The organism is Rhodospirillaceae bacterium, assembly GCA_016712715.1.
GTDB lineage: Bacteria > Pseudomonadota > Alphaproteobacteria > Dongiales > Dongiaceae > Dongia.
This window is the reverse complement of record JADJQM010000001.1, coordinates 2,049,544-2,073,395: the sequence shown is the minus strand read 5'-3', so window position 1 is coordinate 2,073,395 and position 23,852 is coordinate 2,049,544. Positions and strand designations below refer to the sequence as shown.

Below are 23,852 nucleotides of genomic sequence, written 5' to 3'. Positions count from 1 at the left end.
TTGAACCAAGAAACCGGATGTGCGGGAACCCGTCCTTCGACGGCAACTTTAGATGGGAGAATGACATGAGCTTCATGAGCAAGATTGCCATCGGCGTCACAGCCCTGATGCTGTCGCTGCCGGCAGTTGCGAATGCCGACGAGACCCGGGTCGTCTTCGTGACCCATGGCCAGGCGGCGGATCAATATTGGTCGGTCGTCAAGAAGGGTATGGACGACGCCGCCAAGACGATGGGTGTCAAGGCAGAATACCTTGCCCCGGAAACCTTCGACATGCCGGCCATGCAGAAGCTGCTGGATGCGGCGATTGCCTCCAAGCCGGATGGACTGGTCGTGTCCATTCCCGATGAAAATGCGCTCTCGGCTTCCGTCGAGACTGCGGTCAAATCGGGTATTCCGGTGATTGTCATCGATTCGGGTGGATCGGCGCTTTCCAAGAAACTCGGCGCGCTGCTGTTCATGGGCCAGTCGGAATATGACGCCGGCGTCGCCGCCGGCGCACGTGCCAAGGCGCTTGGCGTCCAGCATGGCGTCTGTGTCAACCACGAGGTCGGCAATGTCAGTCTCGATGACCGTTGCCGTGGCTTCAAGGACGGCCTGGGGATCGACGTGCCGGTGCTGCAGGGTGTGATGGATCCGACCGAGATGAAGGGGCGCATTGCAGCCCATCTGACCAGTCATCCCGACACCGACTTCGTGCTGACGGTCGGGTCGGCCGGTGCCGATCCTGCCCTGGCCGCGATCGAAGAGGCCGGTCTCAGCGGCAAGCTGAAAACCGGCACGTTCGATCTGTCACCCACCATCCTGCAGGCGGTCGCCGACGGCAAGATGGAATGGGGCATTGATGCCCAGCAGTATCTGATGGGCTACTTCCCGGTCATGGCCTTCGATCTGATGAAGCGGTACAAGTTGGTGCCGATTGCTGATTTCCCGACGGGTCCGGGCTTCGTCGGCAAGGCTGAAGCATCAACCGTCATCGATCTCGCCAAGCAGGGCGTTCGCTGACATCTACGCCGTAATCTCCATGGGAGCTGGCGGCTTGCCAGCTCCCATCGGGACGGCACCAGATCATCCACTCAACCAGCATGAGGGAACAATTTCCGTGGTAGACGAACGCCTCCGCGAGATCAGTCCATTCAGCCAGGCATTGCGTCGACCGGAACTCGGTGCCGCTGCTGGGACGGTCCTCGTCGTCCTGTTCTTCCTGATCTTCGCCGGTGACAGCGGCCTGTTCAGCCCGCGCGGCGTGGTGAACTTCCTCGAAGTCTCCGCCCAATTGGGAATTCTGGCTGTCGCCGTCGCCCTGCTGATGATTGGCGGCGAGTTCGACCTGTCGCTCGGATCGATGGTCGCCTTTGCCGGCGTCATCATCGCCATCCTCTCGACGCAATATGGCTGGCCGATCTGGCTATGCATATTGACCGCCTTCGGCGCCGCGATCGTTGTCGGCTTCTTCAACGGCTGGCTGGTGGTGCGGACGGCCTTGCCGTCCTTCATCGTGACCCTGGCAACGCTCTTTGTCCTGCGCGGCGTCGCCTTGGGCATGACGCGGCTGATCACGGGCCGGACCCAGATCCCGGGCATCAAGGAACTTGCGGCTGGTGATTGGCTGGCACCGATCTTCGGTGGGCAATTCGGTGGCGATTTCCTGCTCTGGCTGGCTGGGATCGGGCTCATTCCGCTGCGGCCGGACGGACTGCCGGAAGTACAGGGCATCCCGGTCTCAATCCTGTGGTGGCTCGCCCTATCGGCCCTGGCCACCTGGGTCCTGCTGCGCACCAGGTTCGGCAACTGGATCTTTGCTGTCGGCGGCGATGCCAACGCAGCGCGGAACGTGGGTGTGCCGGTGGCGCGGGTCAAGATCCGGCTGTTCATCATGACCGCCTGTGCTGCAACCCTGTTCGCAGCGATCCAGGTCCTCACCGTGGGGTCGGCGGACACTTCGCGCGGATTGCAAAAGGAATTCGAGGCGATCATCGCCGTGGTCATTGGCGGCACATTGCTCACGGGCGGCTACGGCTCGGCGGTGGGCGCGATGTTTGGTGCTCTCATCTTCGGTCTGGTGCAAATGGGCATTTTCTATACCGGAATCGACACCGATTGGTTCAAGGCCTTCATGGGCGTGATGCTGCTGGTGGCAGTTCTGTTCAACAACTACATCCGCCACAAGGCGTCGGAGGCACGTCGATGACGTCTCCTCTGATCGAATTGCAGAATGTCAGCAAGTTCTACGGAACGGTCATCGCGTTGAAAGACGTCTCGATCGCTGTCAATGCCGGCGAGGTACTCTGCCTGCTTGGCGACAATGGCGCCGGCAAATCGACCCTGATCAAGACGCTCTCCGGCGTGCACCGGCCGACTGAAGGACGGATCCTGATCGAGGGAGAAGAGGTAGTTCTCCATTCGCCGCGGGAGGCTCTCGATCGCGGCATCGCGACCGTCTACCAGGATCTTGCCACCGTCCCGCTGATGAGTGTCGCGCGCAACTTTTTCATGGGGCGCGAACCGACCCGGGGGCACGGCCTGTTCAATCGCCTCGACTGGGATTTCATGAACCGGACGGCGCGTGCGGAAATGTCCAAGATGGGCATCGACATTCGCGACCCCAGCCAGCCCGTGGGGACTCTCTCCGGCGGCGAACGCCAATCCCTGGCGATTTCCCGCGCGGTGTTCTTCGGTGCCAAGGTGCTGATCCTCGACGAGCCGACCTCAGCCCTGGGCGTGCATCAGGCGTCCGTCGTCCTGCGGCTGATCGCCCGCGCCCGCGCCCGTGGCCTGGGCGTGATTTTCATCACCCATAACGTCCATCATGCCTATCCCGTGGCTGACGTCTTGACATTGCTGAACCGCGGTCGTTGCGTCGGAACATTCCGTCAATCGGAGATATCGCGCGAGCGAGTCCTTGAAATGATGGCCGGGGGCAAGGAACTGGTCGATCTGGAAACCGAATTGCGTACGATCCGGGACGAAGCCGGGCAGGGAGCGTCCTGAGATGTCAAAGAAACTCCGTATCGGCCTGATCGGCAGCGGCTTCATCGCTCGCTGCCATGTCTATGGCTATCGCACGATGTTGTCGGTCTTTCCCGAGGCGGCAGCGTTTCCGGATTTCGAAATCGTGGCGGAGCTGACGCCGGAACTCGCCAAGGCGGCGGCGGATCGTTTTGGCTTCCGCCGTCACACCGCGGACTGGCGGACATTGGTCAGCGATCCCGCTGTCGATATTGTCGATATCTGCGTCCCCAGCAACCTGCACCGCGAGATCGCACTGGCAGCAATTGGGGCCGGCAAGCATATCTATTGTGAAAAGCCGGTGGCGCTGAACGGCGACGAGGCAGCGGAAATCGCTGCGGCGGCCGGCAAGGCGGGGGTCAAGTCCCTGGTCGGCTACAGCTATTTGCGCAATCCGCTGGTGGGGCTCGCCAAAAAGTTGATCGCTGAAGGCGCCATTGGCGAGATCGTCCATTTCCGGGGCGCTCACAACGAAGATTACATGGCCGATCCATCGCATCCCTTTATCTGGCGCTGCGACCCGGCGATTGCCGGCAAGGCCGGTGCCCTCGGCGATCTCGGCAGTCATATCATCAGCATCGCGCGCTTGCTGGTGGGGGAGATAGCAGCGGTCTCCGGGCAGGCGACCACGGTCATCAAGAAGCGGCCCATCGCTCCCGGTTCAAAGGAGACACGTCAGGTTGGCAATGATGATCAGACGCAATTCCTGATCGAATTCGCCAACGGTGCAACCGGTCACATCGAGACCAGCCGGATCGCCACCGGCAGTCATATGGACATCACCTACGAGATTGTCGGCACTCACGGTGCGATCCAGTTCGACGGCGAAAGGATGAACGAAATCCGGATCTATTCGGATCGGGATCCGGAAGACCGCCGTGGCTTCCGCACGGTCTATGCCGGCCCGGCACATCCACCATACGGAAATTTTGTGCCTGGTGCCGCCCATGGCCTGGGATTCAACGATCACAAGGTCATCGAGGCCTATGAAGTGATGCAGCTGGTGGGCGGCGACCGGCCGGCCTATCCGGATCTGGCCGAGGCGGCGCGGATCGGCCGGGTGCTGGACGCGGTGCTTCAGTCATCCGCGGAGAGGCGTTGGGTGAAGCTGGTTTGAAGAATGTCCGCGGCGGGAGGAGTTGATGGCCGATCGCAGACCGACCGTTGCCGATCTACTGGCGATCAAGGGCGTGCGGCAGCTCAGCATGCTACAGGTGAACACGCTTGAAGAGGCCGCAGCGGCGCAGCTTGCCGGCGTGGATCTGTTGTCCGTCGAGCCGAGCCTGCTCACCCCCGCCTTTCGCGACGCGGTGCCAACCTGTTTCACCATTCCAGGCCTCGATGCGGGAAAGTACATCAGTGAAGAAGAATATCTCCGCGGTGCCTTCACGGCTCTGGCCGCCGGCGCTGACGCGGTCTATTGCGCGGCCAGTCTGCCGATCATTCGGCGCCTGCGCGACGAGGGCATACCGGTCTGTGGCCATGTTGGCCTGATCCCGTCCCGGGCGACCTGGACGGGCGGGTTCAAGGCCGTGGGCAAGACGGTGGCAACGGCCCTGCTGGTGTGGCGCCAGACCAAGGCCCTGGAGCAGGCGGGGGCATTCGCGTCGGAAATCGAAGTCGTCCCGGACGAGCTGGCGCGCGTCATTTCCCGAAACACTTCGATGTTCATGATCTCGATGGGTGCCGGAAACGGATGCGACGCGCAGTATCTGTTCGCCGAGGATGTGCTGGGCAGCAATCGCGGGCATTACCCGCGCCATGCCAAATCCTACCGGAACTTTGCGGCCGAGTATGACCGGTTGCAACAGGAGCGTGTCGCTGCTTTCAAGGAATACGTGGCCGATATCCGGTCCGGGGCCTATCCGGCGCAGAAACACATGGTCAAGATCGCGCCCGAAGAGCTTGAGATGTTCCTGGCGGAAGTGGGGCCAGAGCTGCCCGGCATCTCGTCCTGAATGCCGCTCCTTCGGCACCGGGCCTGAGAGACAGGCCCGTCAGGTCGACATAACCCGGACGTGTTCGCCAAATGGAATCCCCGATATCGCTCCAGGGTCGGTCTGGGGAGGAGAGATGCTCTCCGCGACGGCATTCATGATTTGGCCGAGGTCACGATGACGGAAATCCCCGAAACCCGCCTGGACAGATCCGTGGCGACCGAAATGCTGCTCCAGAAAGGGAAGCATCCCGGTGCCGCCCCCCTGCATTGATCGTGGCGCAGATCCCCGGGGATGATAACCTCAGTCAGGTGGCATTCAGGAGGATGTCCGCCGCCTTCTCCGCCAGCATGATGGTGGGCGCATTGGTATTGCCCGAGGTCACGCTGGGGAAGACCGAGGCATCCACGACGCGCAGGCCGGCAATTCCATGGACGCGCAATTCGGAATCGACCACGGCGCTGGCCGGGTCCGGGCCCATCATGCAGGTGCTGACCGGATGGAACACCGATCCCGCCCGCGAGCGGATATCGTCGATGATCGCAGCCTCGCTCTGGCACGCCGCACCCGGCGCCGTTTCACGTTCGATCACAGCCGAGAGCGCCGGTGTCGCTGCAAGCCTGCGGATATAACGCCACCCCTCGACCATGTCCGTCATGTCGCGCGGGTCGCTGAGGTAATTGGGCTGGATCACGGGCGGCGCGAACGGATCTGCGCTAGCGATGGCGAGGCTGCCGCGACTCTCCGGCCGGCAGGCCGAGTAGCCGAGCAGGAATCCGGGAAACGGATCGGGGTTCATCAAGGGTCGGGTGCGCGGTAGCGCCTTGGTGTAACTCACCGGCGAGAAATAGAGCTGGATGTTGGGCCGCTTGAATTTCGTGCGCGTGCGCACGAATCCGCCACCCTGGTTGAGGCTGAGTGCCAGCGGACCGCGCCGGGTGGCCAGATAGCGCAGCCCGGCGCGCAGTTTGCCGAAGAGGGGGTAGAGCTCGTTGTTCAAGGTCGGGCGGCGCGCCCGGAACAGGAAGTCGACGCAGAGATGGTCCTGCAGATTCTGCCCGACCGCCGGGCTGTCATGCACGACCGGAATGCCGTGGCGCTGCAGCAGGCTGCCAGGGCCGATGCCGGAAAGTTGCAGCAATTGCGGCGAGTTGATGGCGCCGGCGCTGAGGATCACCTCGCCGCGGCAAATGGCGGTCACCTCCTCACGGCTGCGGCGATAGGCGATGCCGACGGCGCGCTGGTTGTCCATCAGGATGCGCGTCGCCTGCGCCTGGGTGACGACCGTGAGGTTCGGCCGACCCAGGACCGGCCGCAGATAAGCCGTGGCACTCGATTCACGCCGGCCGTTCCGGGTCGTGATGTGATAGAGCCCGGCGCATTCGGCCTCTGCGCCGTTGATGTCATCGACCGTCGGGACACCCAGCGCGTTGCAGGCGGCCAGGTAATCGTCGCAGATCGGATGCCGGTCGCGCCAGATATCGACCACATTGAGCGGGCCGTCGCTGCCATGGAGATCGCGCGCCCCCAACAGGTTCGTTTCCATCTTGCGGAAATAGGGCAGCACGTCCTGCCAGCCCCAGCCGGGATTGCCGGCCGCCGCCCAATCGTCGAAATCGGTGCGCTGACCGCGCACATAGACCATGGCATTGATCGAGCTCGACCCGCCCAGAACCTTGCCGCGCGGCCAATAGCTGCGACGCCCGCCGAGGCCCGCATCCGGCTCGGTCTCATACATCCAGTTGACGGCGGGATCATAGAAGGAGCGGCCATAGCCGATCGGCGTCGTGATCCAGAAGCGCCGGTCGTCACCGCCCGCTTCCAGCAGCAGCACCTTGTGGCGGCTGTCTGCGCTCAATCGGTTGGCCAGTACACAGCCGGCCGACCCGGCACCGACGATGATGTAGTCGAAGCCGCTCATATGGCTTGGCGTCAGCCGATCTCGCTGATCTGGTAATGCGCACGGTCTAGCCAGCTTGGCTCGATCTCGATGCCCCAGCCCGGCGTATCAGGGACCGTCACCATGCCGTCCTTGACGACATAGGGATCATTGCGGAACAGGCCGTATTGCCACGGATAGTAATCGGCGCCCTCGATCGAGAACTCCAGATATTTGCCGGGATGCTCAATGGCTCTGAGCATATGCATGGTGAACAGGGTCACCAGCGACCAGTTGGCGGCGTGCGGCGTGCAGGGCAGGCCGGCCTTGGCGCCCATCTCGGCCACGCGCATGGCGCGTACCATGCCGCCGATATAGCAGACATCCGGCTGGATGATGTCGACCGCCTTCATTTCGATCATGTGGCGCCAGGTCGGGATCAGGCAATCCTGCTCGCCCGCGGCGACGTCGAGATCGAGCGCCTCGCGTACCTCGCGGATCTGCTCCAGTTCCCAATAGATGCAGGGCTCCTCGAAATGGACGACACCATTGTCCTGCAGCATGTGGCCGACTTCGATCGCACGCTTGGGTGAAAAGCCGCTATTGCCGTCGACCAGGAGTTCCGCCTTGTCGCCCAGCGCCTTGCGGATGGTGGGGACGATCTCCTCGGTGCGGCCCGGCCATTCGTCGATGTCATGGCCGAACTCGGCCCCGACCCGGAATTTGAAGGCATCAAACCCATGCTTGTCGCGTAAACCCAGGAAGCGCTTGGCCTCGTCGGCAGGCGTGATGTCGCGCTTCATCGACGAGGCATAGGCACGGAGCCGTCCGGGCTTGCCGCCCAGCAGCTCGCAGACACTCTTGCCCTCGATTTTGCCGCGGAGATCCCACAAGGCGGTATCGAGGCCGCAGATCGCCCGGCACAGATAGGAGCCCGGGAATTTCAGCTCCTTCTCCGGGATGAGGTCGACCAGGCGCGCGATGTCGGCACCGCTCTCGATCGCATGGCCAAGCGCCCAGGGCGCCACCTGCCGGTGCACGATCAGGCTGGTGATATCGGCGTTATAGGTCGAAACCTGGCCCCAGCCTTGCGACCCGTCGCTGGCCGTCACCCGTACAAAACCGACATACTGGTTGGAAAACGTCTCGATCGATTTGATTTTCATGTCATGCAATCCGGGCAAAGGGCCATCTTCACGCCCCCGCAATAAACGATCATATTGGTCGGAAAGAAAGGTCCAATATGGACAATCGATCCGACCATTTTGGGATGGGGTCGGGTCTTTCGAGCAGAAGGTCACATGGTCAAGAAATCCGGCGGCGCCCTGCTGCTCTCGGTCAAGCTCGACCCCCAGTCGCCCAAGCCGCTCAGCACCCAGCTATGCCTGGCCCTGCGCGATCTCATCCTCGGCGGTGGCCTCCGCGCCGGCGACCGGCTGCCGGCCACAAGGATGATCGCCCTCGACCTCAAGGTCTCGCGGACCACCGTCATCGAGGCCTTGGCCCGCCTGCAGGCCGAGGGCCTCATTGAATCGCGGACCGGCGCCGGCGCCTATGTCAGCCGCGTGATGGAGCAACGGCAGGTCGCGGTCCCGTCCCTGGCGCCGCCGCGCCCACCGCGCCTCTCCCGCAGTATGACCCAGGGCGCCCCCATCATCCTCGACCGGCTGACCCATGAGGCGCGCGCCTTCACCACGGCGATGCCGGCCTTTGACGCCTTCCCGATGGGCCTGTGGTCGCGCCATGTGGCCAAGCATTGGCGCGCGCGCCGCGACATCATCATGGGCTATGGAGATACCCAGGGCTATATGCCGCTCCGCCGTGCGATCGCAGCACATCTCCGCGCCAACCGCGCCATCGATTGCGAACCCGAGGAAGTCTTCATCACCAATGGCGCCCAGCATGCCTTCCAGCTGATCGCCAGCATCCTGCTCGATCCCGGCGACCGCATCTGGTTCGAAAACCCGGGAGCCATTGGCGCCCGCAACTGCTTTGCCGCCGCCGGTGCCGAGCTTATTCCCGTGCCGGTCGATGGCGAAGGGCTGATGGTCGAGGCTGGCCTCGCCCGCGCCCGCGACTTCCGCCTCGCCTTCGTGACGCCCTCACACCAGCAGCCACTGGGCTCGACCATGAGCCTGCGGCGGCGCCTCGCCTTGCTCAGTGCTGCGGAAGTCGCCGATGCCTGGGTGGTGGAGGACGATTACGATGGCGAGTTCTGCTATGCCGGCCTGCCGCCGCCGACGCTCAAGAGCACCGATACCGCCGACCGCGTTATCTATGTCGGCACCTTCAGCAAAACCCTGTTTCCGGCCCTGCGCCTTGGCTACGTGCTGGTGCCCAAGGGCCTGGTCACGGTTTTCGACAAGCTGATCCGGTCCTTTGTGACGGGTGTGCCCTCGAATCCACAGGCGGTGGTCGCCGATTTCATGGATGAAGGCCATTTTGCCGCCCATATCCGCCGCATGCGCAAGCTCTATGCCGAACGCCACGATGCGTTGCTGGAGGCCGCGCGTGCCAAACTGGACGGGCTGCTGACCGTCGTGGCGACCAATACCGGCCTCCACACGGTCGGCCATCTCCCACCTGGATACTCGGAGAAGGACATCGTTGGCGGCGCGCTTGCCCGTCAGGTGACGGTCGTTCCGTTCCAGCGCTACAGCATCGAACCCATTGGCCAGACAGGCCTGGTCCTGGGATTCAGCGGGGTCGGCACCGGCGATATCCGCAAGGGCGTCGACATCCTGGCGGAAACGATCGCCGGCGCGGCACCCTGATCTGACGTGGTGCGCGGTGGGGCGCAATCCGGGTTCCACTTTTGCGGTTATTGTGATATATCCCTCAACCTATCAGTTAAGAATGTCAAAGAGTTTGGGGGGTTGCTATGGCCGACCAACCTGTTCGACTCTTGGTGAAAGCCGATCCCGGCGCGTCCGGGAAAGTGATAAAGCTGGCGGCGTCCGACGCGCCGCTCCTTACGATGACACCGCTCTTCAAGAGCATCGACCAGCCCGACAAGGCGCTGGGCGCGGTGGCCAAGCCCATCTGGTATGTCGCCTGCGGCGCCGGCGGCGGTAATCCTTGGGACCTCTGCCACGACCTGATGCGCGGCGGGCTCGGCATCGCCGGCGCCTCGAAGGTGACCTTCGCCGAACCGGATGCGGAGCAGCAATGGCTATGGTCGCAGCCGGGGCGCGAGATGCTGGGCCTTGCCGGCGAATGCGGAAAGCCGGAGCCCCAGGATGGCGATGTCTATGCCACGGCCACACCGAGTACCTGGTTTCGCGACAATACTCATGGGCAGCTCGACGCGGCCCAGCAGGCGATCGGCGCGCCACCTGCCGGCAAGCCTATCCGCATAGCCCATGTCGATACCGGCTACGACCCGAATCACAAAACCAAGCCGACGCATTTGCGCACCGACCTGCAGCGCAACTTTGTCGATGACGGAAAACCCAATGATGCGACCGACCGATCGCGCGACAATGTCCTCACCAATTTCGGCCACGGCACCGCGACCCTCGCTCTGCTGGCCGGCGGCCCGTTCGATGACAGCCAGCAACATCTGGGCGCCGCCTCGGCGTTCGAGGTGGTGCCGATCCGGGTCGCGGATTCGGTCATTCTTTTTCGCAACAGCGCCATCGCCCAGGCTTTCGACTATGTACACAGCCTCTGGGGCGATCCGGGCAAGCGCGTTCATGTCATCACCATGAGCATGGGTGGGGTCGCCTCGGCGGCCTGGACCGATGCCGTCAACGCGCTCTATGAACGTGGCATCTTCGTCGTGACCGCGGCCGGCAACAATTTCGGCAATCTGCCCACACGCTTCACCGTCTATCCGGCCCGTTTCAACCGGGTTGTGGCGGCCTGCGGCGTGATGGCGGATGGCAGGCCCTGGGCCGATCTACCGATCCGCAAGATGGCCGGCTGCTATGGCCCGCGCGACAAGGAGGCAACGGCGCTTGCCGCCTATACGCCCAATGTCCCCTGGGCCAAGATCGGCTGCCCGAAGCTGCTCGACTGGGACGGCAACGGCACCTCGTCGGCGACGCCGCAGATCGCCGCCGCTGCCGCCCTCTGGATGCAGAAGAACTGGCAGGCGCTGGAGGGCTATTCCAAACCCTGGATGCGCGTGGAAGCTACCCGCCGCGCCTTGTTCGAGAGTGCCGGCACCGTTGCCGACAAGGACCGCATGCGCCGCTTCGGTCGTGGTCTCCTGCGCGCCAAGGATGCGCTGGCGGTGGCGGCGGCCAGCGAAGCGTCGCTCAAGATGCAGCCGCAGGATTCGGCGAGTTTCGCGCTCATTCGTGTCCTCACCGGATTGGGCATGGAACCGGCGCTGGCGGTGCGCGACCGGATGCTGGAACTGGAGGCGCTGCAGATCAGCCAGCGCAGCGCCGAGGTGGCGAAACTGCTTGAGAAACTCGACGACGGGGACGAGGTGCCGCGCGCGCAGATCCTCGAAGCCATTGCCAGCCAATCGGGAATTTCGCGGGCGCTGAAGGAACGGATCAGTCAACAGAGTCACGAACATACCATCGTCCCGCCATTGCCGGGTGCGCCACCCATCCAGCCGCCGGCCGCACCGCCGGTGTCCGCGAGCCAACCGAAAATGCACCAGCCGGCCGTGCGGCCGTTGCGCGTCTTCGCATTCGACCCGTCAGCCAGCACGCGGCTCGACACGTTTCGGCTCAACGAAGCCACCTTGCAGATTAAATGGGAACCGAACCTGCAGCCTGGCCCCGTCGGCGACTATCTCGAAGTGGTCGATGTTGATCCGCCAAGCAGTGCCGCCTATCGACCGGTCGACCTCGATCAGCCGACCCTCCTGGTGGAGAACGGATTGACCCCCAGCATCGGCAATCCGGCTTTTCATCAGCAGATGGTCTATGCCGTGGCGATGAAGACCATCGGGCATTTTGAACGCGCGCTTGGCCGGGTGGCGCTGTGGGCGGAACGTTTCCAAGGAGGGCGGCATCCCGCCTCGCGCTTCGTGCGGCGCCTGCGCATCTACCCCCATGCCCTGCGCGAGGCGAACGCCTTCTACAGCCCGGAAAAGCGCGCGCTGTTGTTCGGCTATTTCAACGCCCAGGCCGAGGATGTCGGCGACAATCTGCCGGGCGGCATGGTGTTCACCTGCCTCTCCCACGACATCGTCGCCCATGAAACCTCCCATGCGCTCCTCGATGGACTGCACCCGCGCTACAAGGAAGCGACCAATCTCGACATGCTGGCCTTCCATGAGGCGTTCTCTGACATCGTCGCCTTGTTCCAGCACTTCACGCTGCCCGACGCGCTGCGCGACCAGATCGCACGCTCCGGGGGCAGGTTGACGATGGCCGGCGGGCTCGGCGAACTGGCGCGGGAGTTCGGTCAGGCGATCGGCAATCGCAAGGCCTTGCGCGACGCCGTGGGTGAGGAAGCCAAGCGGACCGATTACGAATCCGCGGTGAAACCCCATGATCGCGGCGCTGTGCTGGTGGCCGCGGTGTTCGAGGCTTTCATCAAGATCTACACCAATCATACGGAAAGATTGTTCCGCCTGGCGAGTGGTGGCACCGGGGTGATGCCGGCCGGCAATCTCCCGCACGATCTGGTCGAGGAACTTGCAGAAGCGGCGGCGCGTATCGCTGAGCGCGTGCTCAACATCTGCATCCGCGCTCTGGATTATTGTCCACCGGTCGACCTACGGTTCGGCGAGTATCTTCGGGCGCTCGTCACGGCCGATCGCGACCTGTTGCCGGATGACGGCCATCTCTACCGGGTAGCCTTTGTGCAGGCTTTCCGTGCGCGCGGCATCTACCCACCGGGTGTGACCAATTTGTCAATCGACGCCCTGGCCTGGGACAAGCCGGACTTTGACTATGGCAGCCTGCAAAGCGTGGTCAGGGCGTTTTCAGGTGAGTGGTCGCTGAAAAGCGATCGCTACGAGGCCTATGTCAAATCCAACGCCCTCGCCAGGGATATCCATATGTGGGTCGTCAGGCCGGAGAACAAGGAACTGATCGCGCATCTGGGGCTGATACAGAATGACAAACCTGTCGTCATGACCGTGGGTGATGTCGTCGGCAAGCTCTCGCCCGTGGAGGTGCATTCCGTTCGCCCGCTGCAGCGGGTCGGGCCGGACGGGAACATTCTCAACTACGCCGTTATCGAAATCACCCAATCCTTTCGTTGCAAGAAGACCGAGCAGCGCTATCGCGGCGGCTGTACCATCATCTTTGATCGCGACAAAGGCGACGTACGCTATGTCATCCGCAAGCGCGTGGCGCACAGTGCCCGCATAGCAGCCCAGCAGAAATTCTACGAGGTAGCTACGCGGCAGGGCTTGCAAGGCACCTACTTCACGGAAAATTCCTTCGGCGCGGAGCCGTTCGCGATGATGCATCGCCACGGCTGACAGGAGGTCCATGATGGCGCGCAAAGTGGTCAAGGCCAAGAAGGCCCAGAGCAAGATTGCAATAAAAGCGACCAAGAAGAAAGCCGCCGGCAAGAAGGCAGCTGTAAAGAAGAGTATCGCAAAGAAGACAGCTGCGAAGAAGTCCTCCTCGAAGAAATCGACTGCGCGGGTCCGTGTGCGCATGTATCGGATCGGTGTCGGCGATTGCTTCCTGCTCACCTTTCCGCGAAAGGGCGCCGCCGATTTCAAGATGCTGATCGATTGTGGCGTGCACCAATCCCAGAGTGGCGGCGGTGACCGGATCCGCGAGGTCGTGGCCGATATCGAGACCGTGACCGGCGGGCACCTCGACGTGATTGTCGGGACCCATGAGCATTGGGACCACATTTCCGGCTTCAAGCAGGCGGAAGACATCTTTCAGCGAATCACGGTCGGCGAAATCTGGTTCGCCTGGACCGAGGATGACAAGGACCCGCTGGCAAGGCAGCTTGCCGGCAAGAAGGAGAAAGCTCTCAAGATCCTGGACGGTGCCAGGCAGCGCATGCGCCTGATGGGCCTCGGCGGGGACGACGACCCGTTCACCAGCATCATGGGCTTCTTTGGCGACGGAGCCGGCAAGAAGCTTGCCGAGGCTGGCAAGGTGCTGAAGGGCCGGACCGAGAATATTGTCTATCATCGGCCGGGCGACAAGCCGATCGAATTGCCGAACCTGGCGGCGCGCGTCTTCGTGCTTGGCCCGCCTTGCGACATCGAGATGATCGGCAAGAGTGATCCTACGAAGAAGGAGTCCGAGGTCTTTGAACTGGCGGATGCGGAGCTCGCCGCAGATCCTTTTGAGGCGGCCATCGCGGGGCAATACCAGGCGGTGTTCAGCGGCGGTTACGTCGTGCCGCTCGCGGCCAGCAAGGGCATTTCCTTCTTCGACCGTCACTACTGGTCGGCTGCAGGAATCGACCCCCTTCAGGATCGCGAGGATACGACCCAGGATTGGCGCCGGATCGACAGCGACTGGCTGGGGGCCGCCACTTCGCTTGCCCTGAAGCTCGATCACGACACCAACAACACCAGCCTGGTGCTGGCGATCGAACTGGGGCCGAAGGACAAGGACGGCGATGTACTCCTTTTCGCCGCCGATGCCCAGGTCGGCAACTGGCTCTCCTGGCAGGAGGTCGAGTGGGAGGATTATGGCGGCCGCAAAATCACCGGCCCGGACCTGCTGCGGCGCACGCGGCTCTACAAGGTCGGTCATCACGCCAGCCATAACGCGACGCTCCGCGAATTGGGTCTTGAGATGATGAATGAACTTGAGGTGGCATTGGTGCCGACCGATTCGGCGATGGCGAAGAAAGTGAAATGGGGCACGTTGCCCTGGCCACCATTGCTCAAGGCGCTCGATAAGAAGACTGGGGAGCGCCACCGCGTCGTGCGCTCTGACGAAGACGGCGCCAAGGCCCCGGGCTTGGTCGAGACGCCGCTCTATTACGAAATATCCCTATAGGCCGACGCGCGCCGGCACAAATCCGACACCGGACAGGGGAGAGAAAGCATGGCTGACCTGGACTCGTTTCTTGGCAAGAATATCGATCAGATCTGCGGCAATGGATTTGTGGCGCCGGACATCAACCATTGCGCTCATTTCGTCGCCCACGCCCTCAATCTCGATCTCGGCCATACCTGCCGCAAGCAGACGGGCGGTCGCAAGCCCGGCGCGGCCTTGCGCGTCCAGGAGCTGTTTGCCGAATGTCCCGAGGTGGGCGTCTGGCAAGTGCCGGCTGGTGACAAGCCGGTCCTCGCCTTCGTCACCGCCAAGGCCAATGTCAATCTCGCGCAGAAGCAGATGGCCAATGTGCCCAAGAAACATGTCGGTATCTTCTCAGGCGGGCGCATCTTTCATTACAGCAACGGCAAGGACAAGGTCGTCGCCGATACGCCGGAGGATTTCCACAGCAAGTTCAAGACCACCTATCGCGATCCCAATCTCGGCATGTGGTTCGGCACACTGCCGGGCTCCGGCCTGGGGTTGGTCGGTCTCGGTATCAGTGCCGGCGTCAGCGGCGACAACAATCTGTCGGCGGCACCCACCGGCAGCACGCTGGCTGCTGCAAACGGCACCATCGCCATCGACGTGCGTCGCGATCCCGCCAATGCCAAGCGCTGGTTGGGCAGGGCCGATGGCGGACCAGAATTCCTGGTCGGCAAGGAAGTGCCCTATGAAGGGCGGCGCGGCCTGGTGCGGCTCGACAATGCTGACCCGCGCTATGCGGCGAAGGATTACGAGGGGCGCTTCGGCCCCTGGGCCTGGCTGGTCGAGGTCACCGGCCATTGCGAAAGCGCCAACCGCTTTGCTGGTCTCAACACCTACGACACCGCCGGCTTCACCTTCGGCTTCTTCCAGATGGCGGCCCATGTCGGCCGCGACAATCTGCTGGCGGTGATGCGTGCCATGCTGGAACTGCCGAACTGCGCCCGTTATTTCCCCGAACTGCAGCTGCGCAACGGCCGCCTGCACAAGGTAGACGCCACCGGAACCACCGATCTCGAAGCGACCGATGCCCAGGGCCGGTTTGCCAATCTCATCGCCTATCTCAATCCGGGCGGCGAGATGGAGATGCAGGAAGCGACCCAGGCCGCGCGCTTCATCCACTGGGCCTTGAATGACCAGGCCTTCCACGATGTCCAGGCCGAGACCGCCTTTAGCAAGCTCCATGCAAAGATCACCGGCGAGGCAGACCGGAAGTTGAACCTCGATGGGCAGAGCGACATCATCTGCTGCATCGTCTTCGACATCCTGCATCAGGGGCGCGGCAAATACTCGGCCATGAAGGCGGCCCTCGCCGGTCGCAATCCGCGCAAGGCGCTGCTCGCCATCAATGCCGGCTTCACCGAGCGGGCCGCCGATCTGGATGTCAAGATCAAGCGCCTCGAACAGCAGGGTAAGCTTGGCCGCCGCATCTATCGGCGCGCCACCCAGGAACTCGTCGAGGTCTAAATCGACTCATCAAGCGGGAGAGGGAGGGGAGGTATGATGTCGAGAGTATCGCAAAGGTTCGTCGTCCTGGGGATAGGTACGATTGGGTATCTAGGCCTTGCCGCCGCGGCCCAGGCCGTGGAGCCATCCAAGTTATGGCTGGCCCTCGACAAGACGGATATCTACGAGAACTCGCTGAAGGCCCTGGTGGTGCTGTTTGTTGTCGCGGTGCTGATCGAATCCGCTCTCTCCACCCTGTTCAACTGGCGCCTGTTCCTGCAGGTCTTCAACGGTCGCGGTATGAAGACGCTGATCGCGATCATCGTCGCCTGGGTCGTCGTTGACATGCTCAAACTGGACATCGTGCAGCAATTGCTGATGGCCTACTACAAGGTGGTGCCGCCGTCCGAGTGGCTCACCAAACTACTGACGGCGCTGATCATCGCCGGCGGCAGCAACGGCGTTTACAACATACTCGTGACCCTCGGCTATCGCGACGCCAAGCGCGCCGAGGCCGCTGTGCCGACGCCGCCCAGAGGCAAGGCCTGGCTATCGGTCCGGGCCAAGGTGCCGGATGCCGCGACGATCGATGTGAAGGTCCAGAAAGTGGGCCCGGCCGATCCGGCGCAGACCTCGGCCATCGCCGGCGCCATCGCCAAGGGCGGCTTCTGGCGGTCGCTGTTCTACGTCTTCTTCCGCGATCGGTCGCGCTTTCCCCAGAGCGGCGGTTACGTGGTGGCGCCCGACCACCTTTACCGGATCGAGATCGAGGCGGTCGACAAGGAAGGCAAGCCGATCCCGCACCGATTCAGCAAGGAGTGCGTCTTTGCCGAGGGCGCCATCGTCGATCTCTATTGGGAACCGGGCGCCGTTGCTCAGTCATAGAGGATCTGCGGCAGCCACTGCCCGATGCCCGGGAACATATGGAGCAGAAACAAGGCCAGCACCTGGATCAGCATGAAGGGGATCAAGCCGGCAAAGATCTGGTTAAGCGCCACCATCAGGCCGAAGAACAGCGGGTCGATATCGAAATGACCCAGCAGCGCAAAGGCCGCCGAGAAGATCGACGAGACGACGAACAGCCAGCACACCATGGTCGTGGTCTTGGCGGTTAGGAACGCCGATTTCGTCATCATGCGCCGCGTCAGTTGAAGGTACATCATGGCCAGCAGCACACCGCCCAGCGCCCCGATGGCGGCCCGCTGCTCACCGCATCGAGGTGGCCGAAGGCCTTGACCACCATCTCCCGGTCGGACCATACATGGTGTCCGGAGCGGAAGACTGCGCTGCTATCCGCTCGTGCAAAACGGCCCAGCGGCAGCACCGAGATTGCCGAACCGGGCGCGGGCCGCTATGTCAGGTGGCACCTGATGCTGTTCCGCACCTTCGCAACACAGCCCCGGGATTAGAAAATAAAGAGGTCGATTGTTCATGCATATTCTCATCATCGGCGCCGCCGGCATGGTGGGGCGCAAGCTCACGGAAAGGCTGGTGGCCCTGGGCGGCCTTGCTGACAAGCCGGTCGAGAAGCTCACCTTGCTCGATATCGTGCCGCCGATCGCGCCCAACGGCTATGCCGGCGCCGTCACGGTGACAACTGCCGATCTCTCGCTGCCCGGCGAAGCGGCCAAGTTGATCTCGGCCCGGCCGGATGTCATCTTCCATCTCGCGGCCATCGTGTCGGGCGAGGCGGAGGCGGATTTCGACAAGGGCTACCGCATCAATCTCGACGGCACGCGCCATCTCTTCGACGCCATCCGCCTGGAGGGGATGAAGGCGCCCTACAAACCGCGACTTGTCTTCACCTCCTCGATTGCCGTGTTCGGCGCACCCTTCCCGGCCAAGATCGACGACACGTTCCTCAGCACACCGCTCACCAGCTACGGGACCCAGAAGGCGATGGGCGAATTGCTGCTGTCGGACTATGCGCGGCGCGGCTTCTTCGACGGCATCGGCATTCGCCTCACCACCATCTGCGTGCGGCCGGGCAAGCCCAACAAGGCAGCCTCCGGCTTCTTCTCCAACATCCTCCGCGAACCGCTTGCCGGGCAGGAAGCCGTGCTGCCGGTCTCCGAGGATGTACGCCACTGGCATGCAAGTCCGCGCGCCGCGGTGGGGTTCCTGCTCCATGCCGCGACCATCGACACCGCCCGCCTGGGCCCGCGTCGCAATCTAAACATGCCGGGCCTCTCGGCCACTGTCGGCGAACAGATCGAGGCCCTGCGCCGGGTCGCGGGCGCCAAGGCGGTGGCACTTATCCGGCGCGAGCGCGATCCCGTGATCGAGAAGATCGTCGCCGGCTGGCCCAGCGACTTCATCCCGGAACGGGCTCTTTCCCTGGGCTTCCGCGCCGAGAGTTCCTTTGACGAGATCATTCGCGTACATATCGAGGATGAACTCGGCGGCAAGCTCGCCTGAACGGGCGGACGGAATTGGATAAGAGGGTAATCATGACCATCAGGATCGCGATCGTGACCGGGGCCGGCACCGGTGTCGGCAAGGCCATATCGAAGGCGCTCATTGTGCAGGGCTTCAAGGTGGCCCTGGTCGGGCGCCGCAAGGAGCTGATCGAGAAGGCGGCGCAGGAGGTCGATCAAGGCGGCCAGTCGAGCCTCGCCATCTCTACCGATATCGGCGATCCCGCGGCCGTGGCGGCCATGTTCGCCGAGGTGAAGGCCAAATGGGGCCGGCTCGACCTGCTGGTCAACAATGCCGGTGTCGGCGCTCCCGCCATTCCGATGGAGGAACTGACAGCGGAGCAGTGGAATTCGGTCGTCTCCTCGAACCTCACCGGCGCCTTCTACTGCACGCAGCAGGCCTTCCGCCTGATGAAGGCGCAATCGCCGCGTGGTGGCCGCATCATCAACAACGGCTCGATCTCGGCCACGACGCCACGGCCCCATTCGGCACCCTATACCGCGACCAAGCATGCGATCACCGGCCTCACCAAGGCGACCGCCCTGGATGGCCGACCCTTCGACATCGCTTGCGGCCAGATCGATATCGGCAATGCCGCCACCGAGATGACGGCCAAGATGGCGACAGGCGTGTTGCAGGCCGACGGTTCCACGGCGGTCGAACCCACCATTGATGCCAGGCACATTGCCGACGCGGTTGCCTATATGGCGAGCCTGCCGCTCAATGCCAATGTGCTCACCATGACGGTGATGGCGACGCAGATGCCCTTTGTCGGCCGCGGCTAGAACCCGCTAGAGCCGATCGCGCCAGGCAAGGCCCGCCACGGTGCCATTGGCCGGCCGGTATTCGCAGCCGACAAAGCCGCGATAGCCAAGCTCGTCAAGCGCGCGCAGGATCCGGAAATCATCGAGCTCGCCACTGCCGGGCTCGTGCCGCGCCGGCACCGCGGCGATTTGCACATGGCCGATCAGCGGCATCAAGGTCTTGAGGCCCATGAGCACATCGCCATGAATGACCTGGCGATGGTAGATGTCGAACTGCAGCCGCAGATTGGGCAGGCCGAGATCAGCGATCAGATCCGCCGCGAAATTGAAATCGTTCAGGAAGTAGCCCGGCATGTCCCGGCTGTTGAGGGGCTCGATCAGGATATCGAGACCGGCTTCGCCCGCCTTGTCGGCGGCAAGGCGCAGGGATTCAGCGTAGGTCGCACGGGCCATCTGGTCGCTGCGGGGGGCGAGGCCGCTCATCACATGAAGGCGTTTGACGCCCGTCGCTGCGGCATAAGCCAGCGCCAGTTCGACCGAGGCGCGAAACTCGGCGCGCCGGTCGGGCAGGGCGGCCATACCGCGATCGCCCGCTGTCCAATCGCCCGGCGGCAGATTGAAAAGCGCCGGCGTCAACGATTGTGCGCGCAACGCGGCACCGATGGTATCGGCCGGATGATCGTAAGGGAACAGGCATTCGACCGCGTTGAAACCAGCGTCACGCGCGGCCGCAAAGCGCTTCAGGAACGCTATTTCGTTGAACATCATGGTCAGATTGGCAGCGAGTTGGACCATCCGAGCCTCTCAGGCATCCGCCTTGTCGAAGCCCGCTTCGATCGTTACCCAATCCTTCGCGCGGTCGACAAAGGCCGGTGCCAGCACATTCTCGGTCCAGGCATAGAGGCACAGCAGCGGTGTTTCGCCGACCAGGGTCGCATGCACCGCGTTGGGCTCGTTCCAGATCGGTTGATGCGCATCAACCGACGACCACGGCGTGTCGGCGCCGAAGCGCCATCGGCTCGGGCCTGTCAGCGGCACATAGAGTTCCGATGCCGCGTGATGATGATCGCGATAGAGCGTGTGCGGCTGGATGAGCAGGAATCCGAGGTCGAAATCCAGCGACCAAGCGGGGTCGAGCATGGCTCCCAGGCAGACAAAAGCGTGGCGTTTCGGGAATGAGGGGCCGATATCCGCCGCCGGATAGGAATCATAGATCTGCCACTCGGCCGGGCATGCCATGAGCGCGTCCATCAGCGCATCGCCGCCTTGCTGCCGCGCCAGTGCCACTGCTTCTGCCAGATAGCGGGCAGGGCGCGCGCCAGTCGCGGTTGCACCAGTCGCGGTTGCACCGGTCGCTACCGCCTTTGCCGACAGGCGCGCAACACCCTGCCGGCATTTCGCAATACCGGCATGTGCCGCGTCGAAACGCGCTAGGTAGCGATCGATCGCGGTCAGCAAGGTTGAACAGGGGTGCAAGGCGGCCTCCATCATCTTGGCTGCGGACAGTGCCGCATTTTGGCCCGTTGGCCAATCCCCCCGACCTGAATGATCTTCCATCACGGCGGAATTCGCCGCTAGTATGGCCCGTTGGCTTCGTCGCTCAGACTGAATTGACGCCGGAAGAACCGTTGCCCGAAATGCCATGCTGATCGAAACCAAGCTCCGCCCCCCGGTCCTGAAGTCCGGGCTGGTGCCGCGCCAGCGGTTGACCCGCCTGCTGGACGGTGCCCTGTCGGCGCGCCTCGCGGTGCTTTCGGCACCGCCCGGTTTCGGCAAGAGCACACTGCTCGGCCAATGGATCGCGGCGCTCAAGGAGCGGGACGCTGCCATCGGCTGGCTCGCCCTCGACCAGGATGATGACGAGATCGGCCGCTTCCTCACCTATCTGGTGGCCGCCATCCAGCGGGCGGATGCCAAGATTGCCCAGCAGGTCCCGGCCCTGTTGCAATCAAGCCCTGTCCTGCCGGTTGATTCAGTCCTCACATCGATCGTCAATGATCTCGCGCAGCGCAGCCAGCCTCTGTTCCTGGTGCTGGATGATTGCCAGTTCCTGACCTCGCCTGAAATCTGCCGCTTTCTCGATGCGCTGCTCACCTATGCGCCGGCCTGCCTGCATCTGGTGGTGGCGACCCGCGGGCCGCTGCCCTTTGGCCTCGCCCATATGCGGGTGCGCGGCCAGCTCATCAATCTTGACGACATGCAGCTGCGCTTTCGCTTGAGGAAACCGAGAGCCTGTTCGATGCGGCGCAATTGCAGGACCTCCCATTGGCCGATGTGGTGACCCTGCAGCATCGCACCGAAGGCTGGGTTGCCGGCCTGCAATTGGCGTCGCTGTCCCTGGAGCGGCGCGACGGTCGCGCGGCCTTCATCCAGAATTTTTCCGGCAGCCACCGCGACGTCGCCGAATTTCTGACCCAGGATGTGCTGGCGCGTCAGAATCCTGCGATGCGGGAATTCCTGCTGCAGACCTCGATCCTCGGCCGTATCTCGGCGCCCCTCGCAGATGCGGTTATGGCGCGCAGCGACAGTGCCGCCATGCTGCAGAAGATCGAGGCCGCCAACCTCTTTCTCATTCCCCTCGATCGGGAACGCCAATGGTTCCGCTATCACCATCTGTTCGGCGAATTCCTGCAATCGCGCCTGGCGGAGATGGGCGAACGTCACATCGCCGCTCTCCATGGCCGCGCGGCCGTTTGGCTCTCGACGCATAACCTCACTTCCGAAGCCGTCTCGCATGCCCTGGCGGCTGGCGATGCCGACCGGGCCGCGAGCCTGGTCGAGGATTGCGCCATGCCGCTCATCATGGCGAGCCATCTCAACACGGTCCGCGCCTGGCTGGGCCGGTTGCCCGCCGATCTCATCGCGCGCCGCCCGCATCTGCAATTGGCCGAGGTGTGGATCCAGTTTCACATGAGCCGCCCGCAGGAAGCGGCGCGTACGTTGAAATCCGCGAAACTCTCGATTGCCGATGCCGTCCGCGCCGGGAAACTAGGGGCCGACGCGCAGACAGCGCTCCAGGCCGAACTGCGCACGCTGACGGTGGGTGTCATTTCCGCCGCTGATCGCTCGCGCACGGCAGCGCGGCTTGCCGCAGGCTGGCTCGAAGAATTGCCGGAGAACAAGCCCTTTTTCAAGGGGACGCTCGGCAACATCAAGGCCTTCAGCCATCTGTCGCTGGGCGAGCTTGACCAGGCGCGCATGTGCAGCCTGCGCGCCCGCGACAGCCATGGCACAGCGCAATCGGTCTTCGGCATCGTCTATTCCGACCTCATCCTGGGGCTCATCGAGAAGGCGGCGGGCAATCTCTCCGGTGCCAGCCAGTTCTTCTCCCGCGCCGTGTCGCTGGCCCGCGACCGGCTCGGCGCCGGCTCCTATGCCGAAGCCATGGTGGCGATCTTCGAGGTCGAGCTGCTCTATGAATGGAACGATCTCGCCAGTGCAGAGCGGCTGCTCCACACCCACCGCCAGATCATCGAGGAATGCGGCTTGGTCGTCCATGAAATGGCCTGCAAGCTCCATATCGCACGCATCGCCGCCGCGCGGGTCGCCATGACGAAGCGATGGCGGTGCTGGAACGCGCCGAGCGTCTCGGCATCGAGAAGCGCTATCACCGCCTGACCGCCGGCGCCCTCAATGAACGGGTCCGGTTGCTCTTGCAGCGGGGCGACGTGCAGGCGGCCCGCTATGCATTGCTGGCACGGGGCATCGGCGGGGGGCAAAGGGGCCGCGTCAATCTTGCGCCGCTGGCACCCACCACGGAACCCGAATATGTTGGCCAGGCGCGCATCGAAATCGCATCCGGCAAACCGGAAACCGCGTTGCGCTTGCTCGACCGCGTAGCCGAAAACGTCCGCCGCGACGGCCGGCTGCGACGCCTCGCCCAGGTGCGGGCGCTCTCCGCCATCGCCGCCCATCAGGCCAATGATGGATTGTCTGCCTTGGCGGCTGCTGTCGATGCGGTCTCCATCTGCGCGCCCCAGCGCGCCTTGCGCACGCTCATCGACGAAGGATCGGCGCTGCGCGATGTGATCGACTTTGCGCGCCGCCGCATGCCGAGCTGGTCCGGCGATACGCCGACGGGGCAATTTGTCGACCGGCTGATGGCGGAGTTTGCGAAGCCCGAACGCAACCCGGCGCCGCGCGGCGCGGAGCGCAAGGGCGATCCCGGCTTCAGCCCGCGCGAGGTCGATGTCGCGCGCCTCCTCAGCATCGGCCAGAGCAATCGCGACATGGCCCGCGCCCTCGGCATGGCACCCGATACCGTGAAATGGCATCTCAAGAACATTTTCGGCAAGCTCGGCGTCGCCAACCGTACCCAGGCCGTGCTGCGCCTCCAGGAAATCGGCCTCGCCACCAGCCAATCGAACGCCTGATCTACCCGAAAGGGTGGGTGGGCCTACCCACTCCTTACCCATCGGGGGCGGGACAAGCCGCCAAACCTGCGTCACTGTCACAAAAAACAAGCCCGGTCGTTCAATCGA

The 23,852-nt window shown here is 63.5% G+C and carries 19 protein-coding genes and 1 pseudogene; 15 read left to right on the top strand and 5 right to left on the bottom strand.

Annotated elements, in window-relative coordinates; all coding sequences use genetic code 11:
- Positions 1-65 precede the first annotated feature (65 nt).
- From IPK59_10055 to IPK59_10035, 5 genes are read left to right on the top strand one after another with little or no spacing between them, the layout of a single operon-like run.
- Positions 66-1,004, top strand: a complete 939-nt coding sequence (locus IPK59_10055; GenBank protein ID MBK8159081.1) for a sugar ABC transporter substrate-binding protein — start codon at positions 66-68, stop codon at positions 1,002-1,004.
- Positions 1,005-1,023: 19 nt separating this feature from the next.
- Complete coding sequence (locus tag IPK59_10050; protein MBK8159080.1) at positions 1,024-2,190, top strand: ABC transporter permease; 1,167 nt, start codon at positions 1,024-1,026, stop codon at positions 2,188-2,190.
- Entirely contained in the window at positions 2,187-2,990 is an 804-nt protein-coding gene (locus IPK59_10045) for a sugar ABC transporter ATP-binding protein (GenBank protein ID MBK8159079.1), read from the top strand. Before IPK59_10050 ends, IPK59_10045 begins: the two co-directional genes overlap by 4 nt.
- Position 2,991: 1 nt before the next feature.
- Positions 2,992-4,125: a Gfo/Idh/MocA family oxidoreductase gene (locus tag IPK59_10040; GenBank protein MBK8159078.1), complete on the top strand. Its 1,134-nt coding sequence runs from the start codon at positions 2,992-2,994 to the stop codon at positions 4,123-4,125.
- Positions 4,126-4,150: 25 nt separating this feature from the next.
- On the top strand, positions 4,151-4,966 hold the full coding sequence (locus IPK59_10035; GenBank protein MBK8159077.1) for a 3-methyl-2-oxobutanoate hydroxymethyltransferase: 816 nt from the start codon (positions 4,151-4,153) through the stop codon (positions 4,964-4,966).
- Between the two features lie 286 nt (positions 4,967-5,252).
- Here IPK59_10035 and IPK59_10030 read toward each other — a convergent pair whose 3' ends face one another.
- On the bottom strand, positions 5,253-6,866 hold the full coding sequence (locus tag IPK59_10030; protein ID MBK8159076.1) for a GMC family oxidoreductase N-terminal domain-containing protein: 1,614 nt from the start codon (positions 6,864-6,866) through the stop codon (positions 5,253-5,255).
- A gap of 11 nt (positions 6,867-6,877) precedes the next feature.
- Complete coding sequence (locus IPK59_10025; protein MBK8159075.1) at positions 6,878-7,990, bottom strand: mandelate racemase/muconate lactonizing enzyme family protein; 1,113 nt, start codon at positions 7,988-7,990, stop codon at positions 6,878-6,880.
- A 135-nt stretch (positions 7,991-8,125) separates the two neighbouring features.
- Here IPK59_10025 and IPK59_10020 point away from each other — a divergent pair, with 135 nt between their 5' ends.
- The 5 genes from IPK59_10020 to IPK59_10000 all read left to right on the top strand — a co-directional run bounded on the left by IPK59_10020 (position 8,126) and on the right by IPK59_10000 (position 17,074).
- Complete coding sequence (locus IPK59_10020; GenBank protein MBK8159074.1) at positions 8,126-9,598, top strand: PLP-dependent aminotransferase family protein; 1,473 nt, start codon at positions 8,126-8,128, stop codon at positions 9,596-9,598.
- A gap of 107 nt (positions 9,599-9,705) precedes the next feature.
- Entirely contained in the window at positions 9,706-13,221 is a 3,516-nt protein-coding gene (locus IPK59_10015) for a S8 family serine peptidase (protein MBK8159073.1), read from the top strand.
- Positions 13,222-13,234: 13 nt separating this feature from the next.
- Positions 13,235-14,719, top strand: coding sequence for a hypothetical protein (locus IPK59_10010; protein MBK8159072.1), 1,485 nt, complete (start codon positions 13,235-13,237; stop codon positions 14,717-14,719).
- Between the two features lie 48 nt (positions 14,720-14,767).
- Positions 14,768-16,210: a hypothetical protein gene (locus IPK59_10005; GenBank protein ID MBK8159071.1), complete on the top strand. Its 1,443-nt coding sequence runs from the start codon at positions 14,768-14,770 to the stop codon at positions 16,208-16,210.
- A 117-nt stretch (positions 16,211-16,327) separates the two neighbouring features.
- Entirely contained in the window at positions 16,328-17,074 is a 747-nt protein-coding gene (locus IPK59_10000; protein MBK8159070.1) for a hypothetical protein, read from the top strand.
- On the opposite strand, the pseudogene IPK59_09995 reads toward IPK59_10000, so the two are convergent.
- Positions 17,065-17,394: pseudogene (locus tag IPK59_09995) on the bottom strand (C4-dicarboxylate ABC transporter). The gene IPK59_10000 and the pseudogene IPK59_09995 overlap by 10 nt on opposite strands.
- Before the next feature lie 226 nt (positions 17,395-17,620).
- Between IPK59_09995 and IPK59_09990 the strand changes: the two are divergent.
- Positions 17,621-18,607 carry an SDR family oxidoreductase gene (locus tag IPK59_09990; protein ID MBK8159069.1) on the top strand — a complete coding sequence of 329 codons (987 nt, stop codon included), beginning with the start codon at positions 17,621-17,623 and terminating at the stop codon, positions 18,605-18,607.
- A gap of 32 nt (positions 18,608-18,639) precedes the next feature.
- Positions 18,640-19,392: an SDR family oxidoreductase gene (locus IPK59_09985; protein MBK8159068.1), complete on the top strand. Its 753-nt coding sequence runs from the start codon at positions 18,640-18,642 to the stop codon at positions 19,390-19,392.
- A 6-nt stretch (positions 19,393-19,398) separates the two neighbouring features.
- On the opposite strand, the gene IPK59_09980 is transcribed toward IPK59_09985, so the two are convergent.
- Together IPK59_09980 and IPK59_09975 are read right to left on the bottom strand one after the other, a co-directional pair.
- Positions 19,399-20,166: a TIM barrel protein gene (locus tag IPK59_09980; protein MBK8159067.1), complete on the bottom strand. Its 768-nt coding sequence runs from the start codon at positions 20,164-20,166 to the stop codon at positions 19,399-19,401.
- Between the two features lie 9 nt (positions 20,167-20,175).
- Positions 20,176-20,847 (bottom strand): hypothetical protein, encoded by a 672-nt coding sequence (locus IPK59_09975; protein ID MBK8159066.1) that lies wholly within the window; start codon positions 20,845-20,847, stop codon positions 20,176-20,178.
- Positions 20,848-21,013: 166 nt separating this feature from the next.
- Between IPK59_09975 and IPK59_09970 the strand changes: the two genes are divergently transcribed.
- The 3 genes from IPK59_09970 to IPK59_09960 are packed head-to-tail and all read left to right on the top strand — an operon-like array spanning position 21,014 to position 23,744.
- Positions 21,014-21,652, top strand: a complete 639-nt coding sequence (locus tag IPK59_09970; GenBank protein ID MBK8159065.1) for an AAA family ATPase — start codon at positions 21,014-21,016, stop codon at positions 21,650-21,652.
- A complete protein-coding gene (locus IPK59_09965; protein MBK8159064.1) occupies positions 21,622-22,989 on the top strand; it encodes a hypothetical protein in 1,368 nt (455 codons plus the stop codon). Before IPK59_09970 ends, IPK59_09965 begins: the two co-directional genes overlap by 31 nt.
- Positions 22,932-23,744 (top strand): hypothetical protein, encoded by an 813-nt coding sequence (locus IPK59_09960; GenBank protein ID MBK8159063.1) that lies wholly within the window; start codon positions 22,932-22,934, stop codon positions 23,742-23,744. The genes IPK59_09965 and IPK59_09960 overlap by 58 nt, the downstream gene beginning before the upstream one ends.
- Positions 23,745-23,852 lie beyond the last annotated feature (108 nt).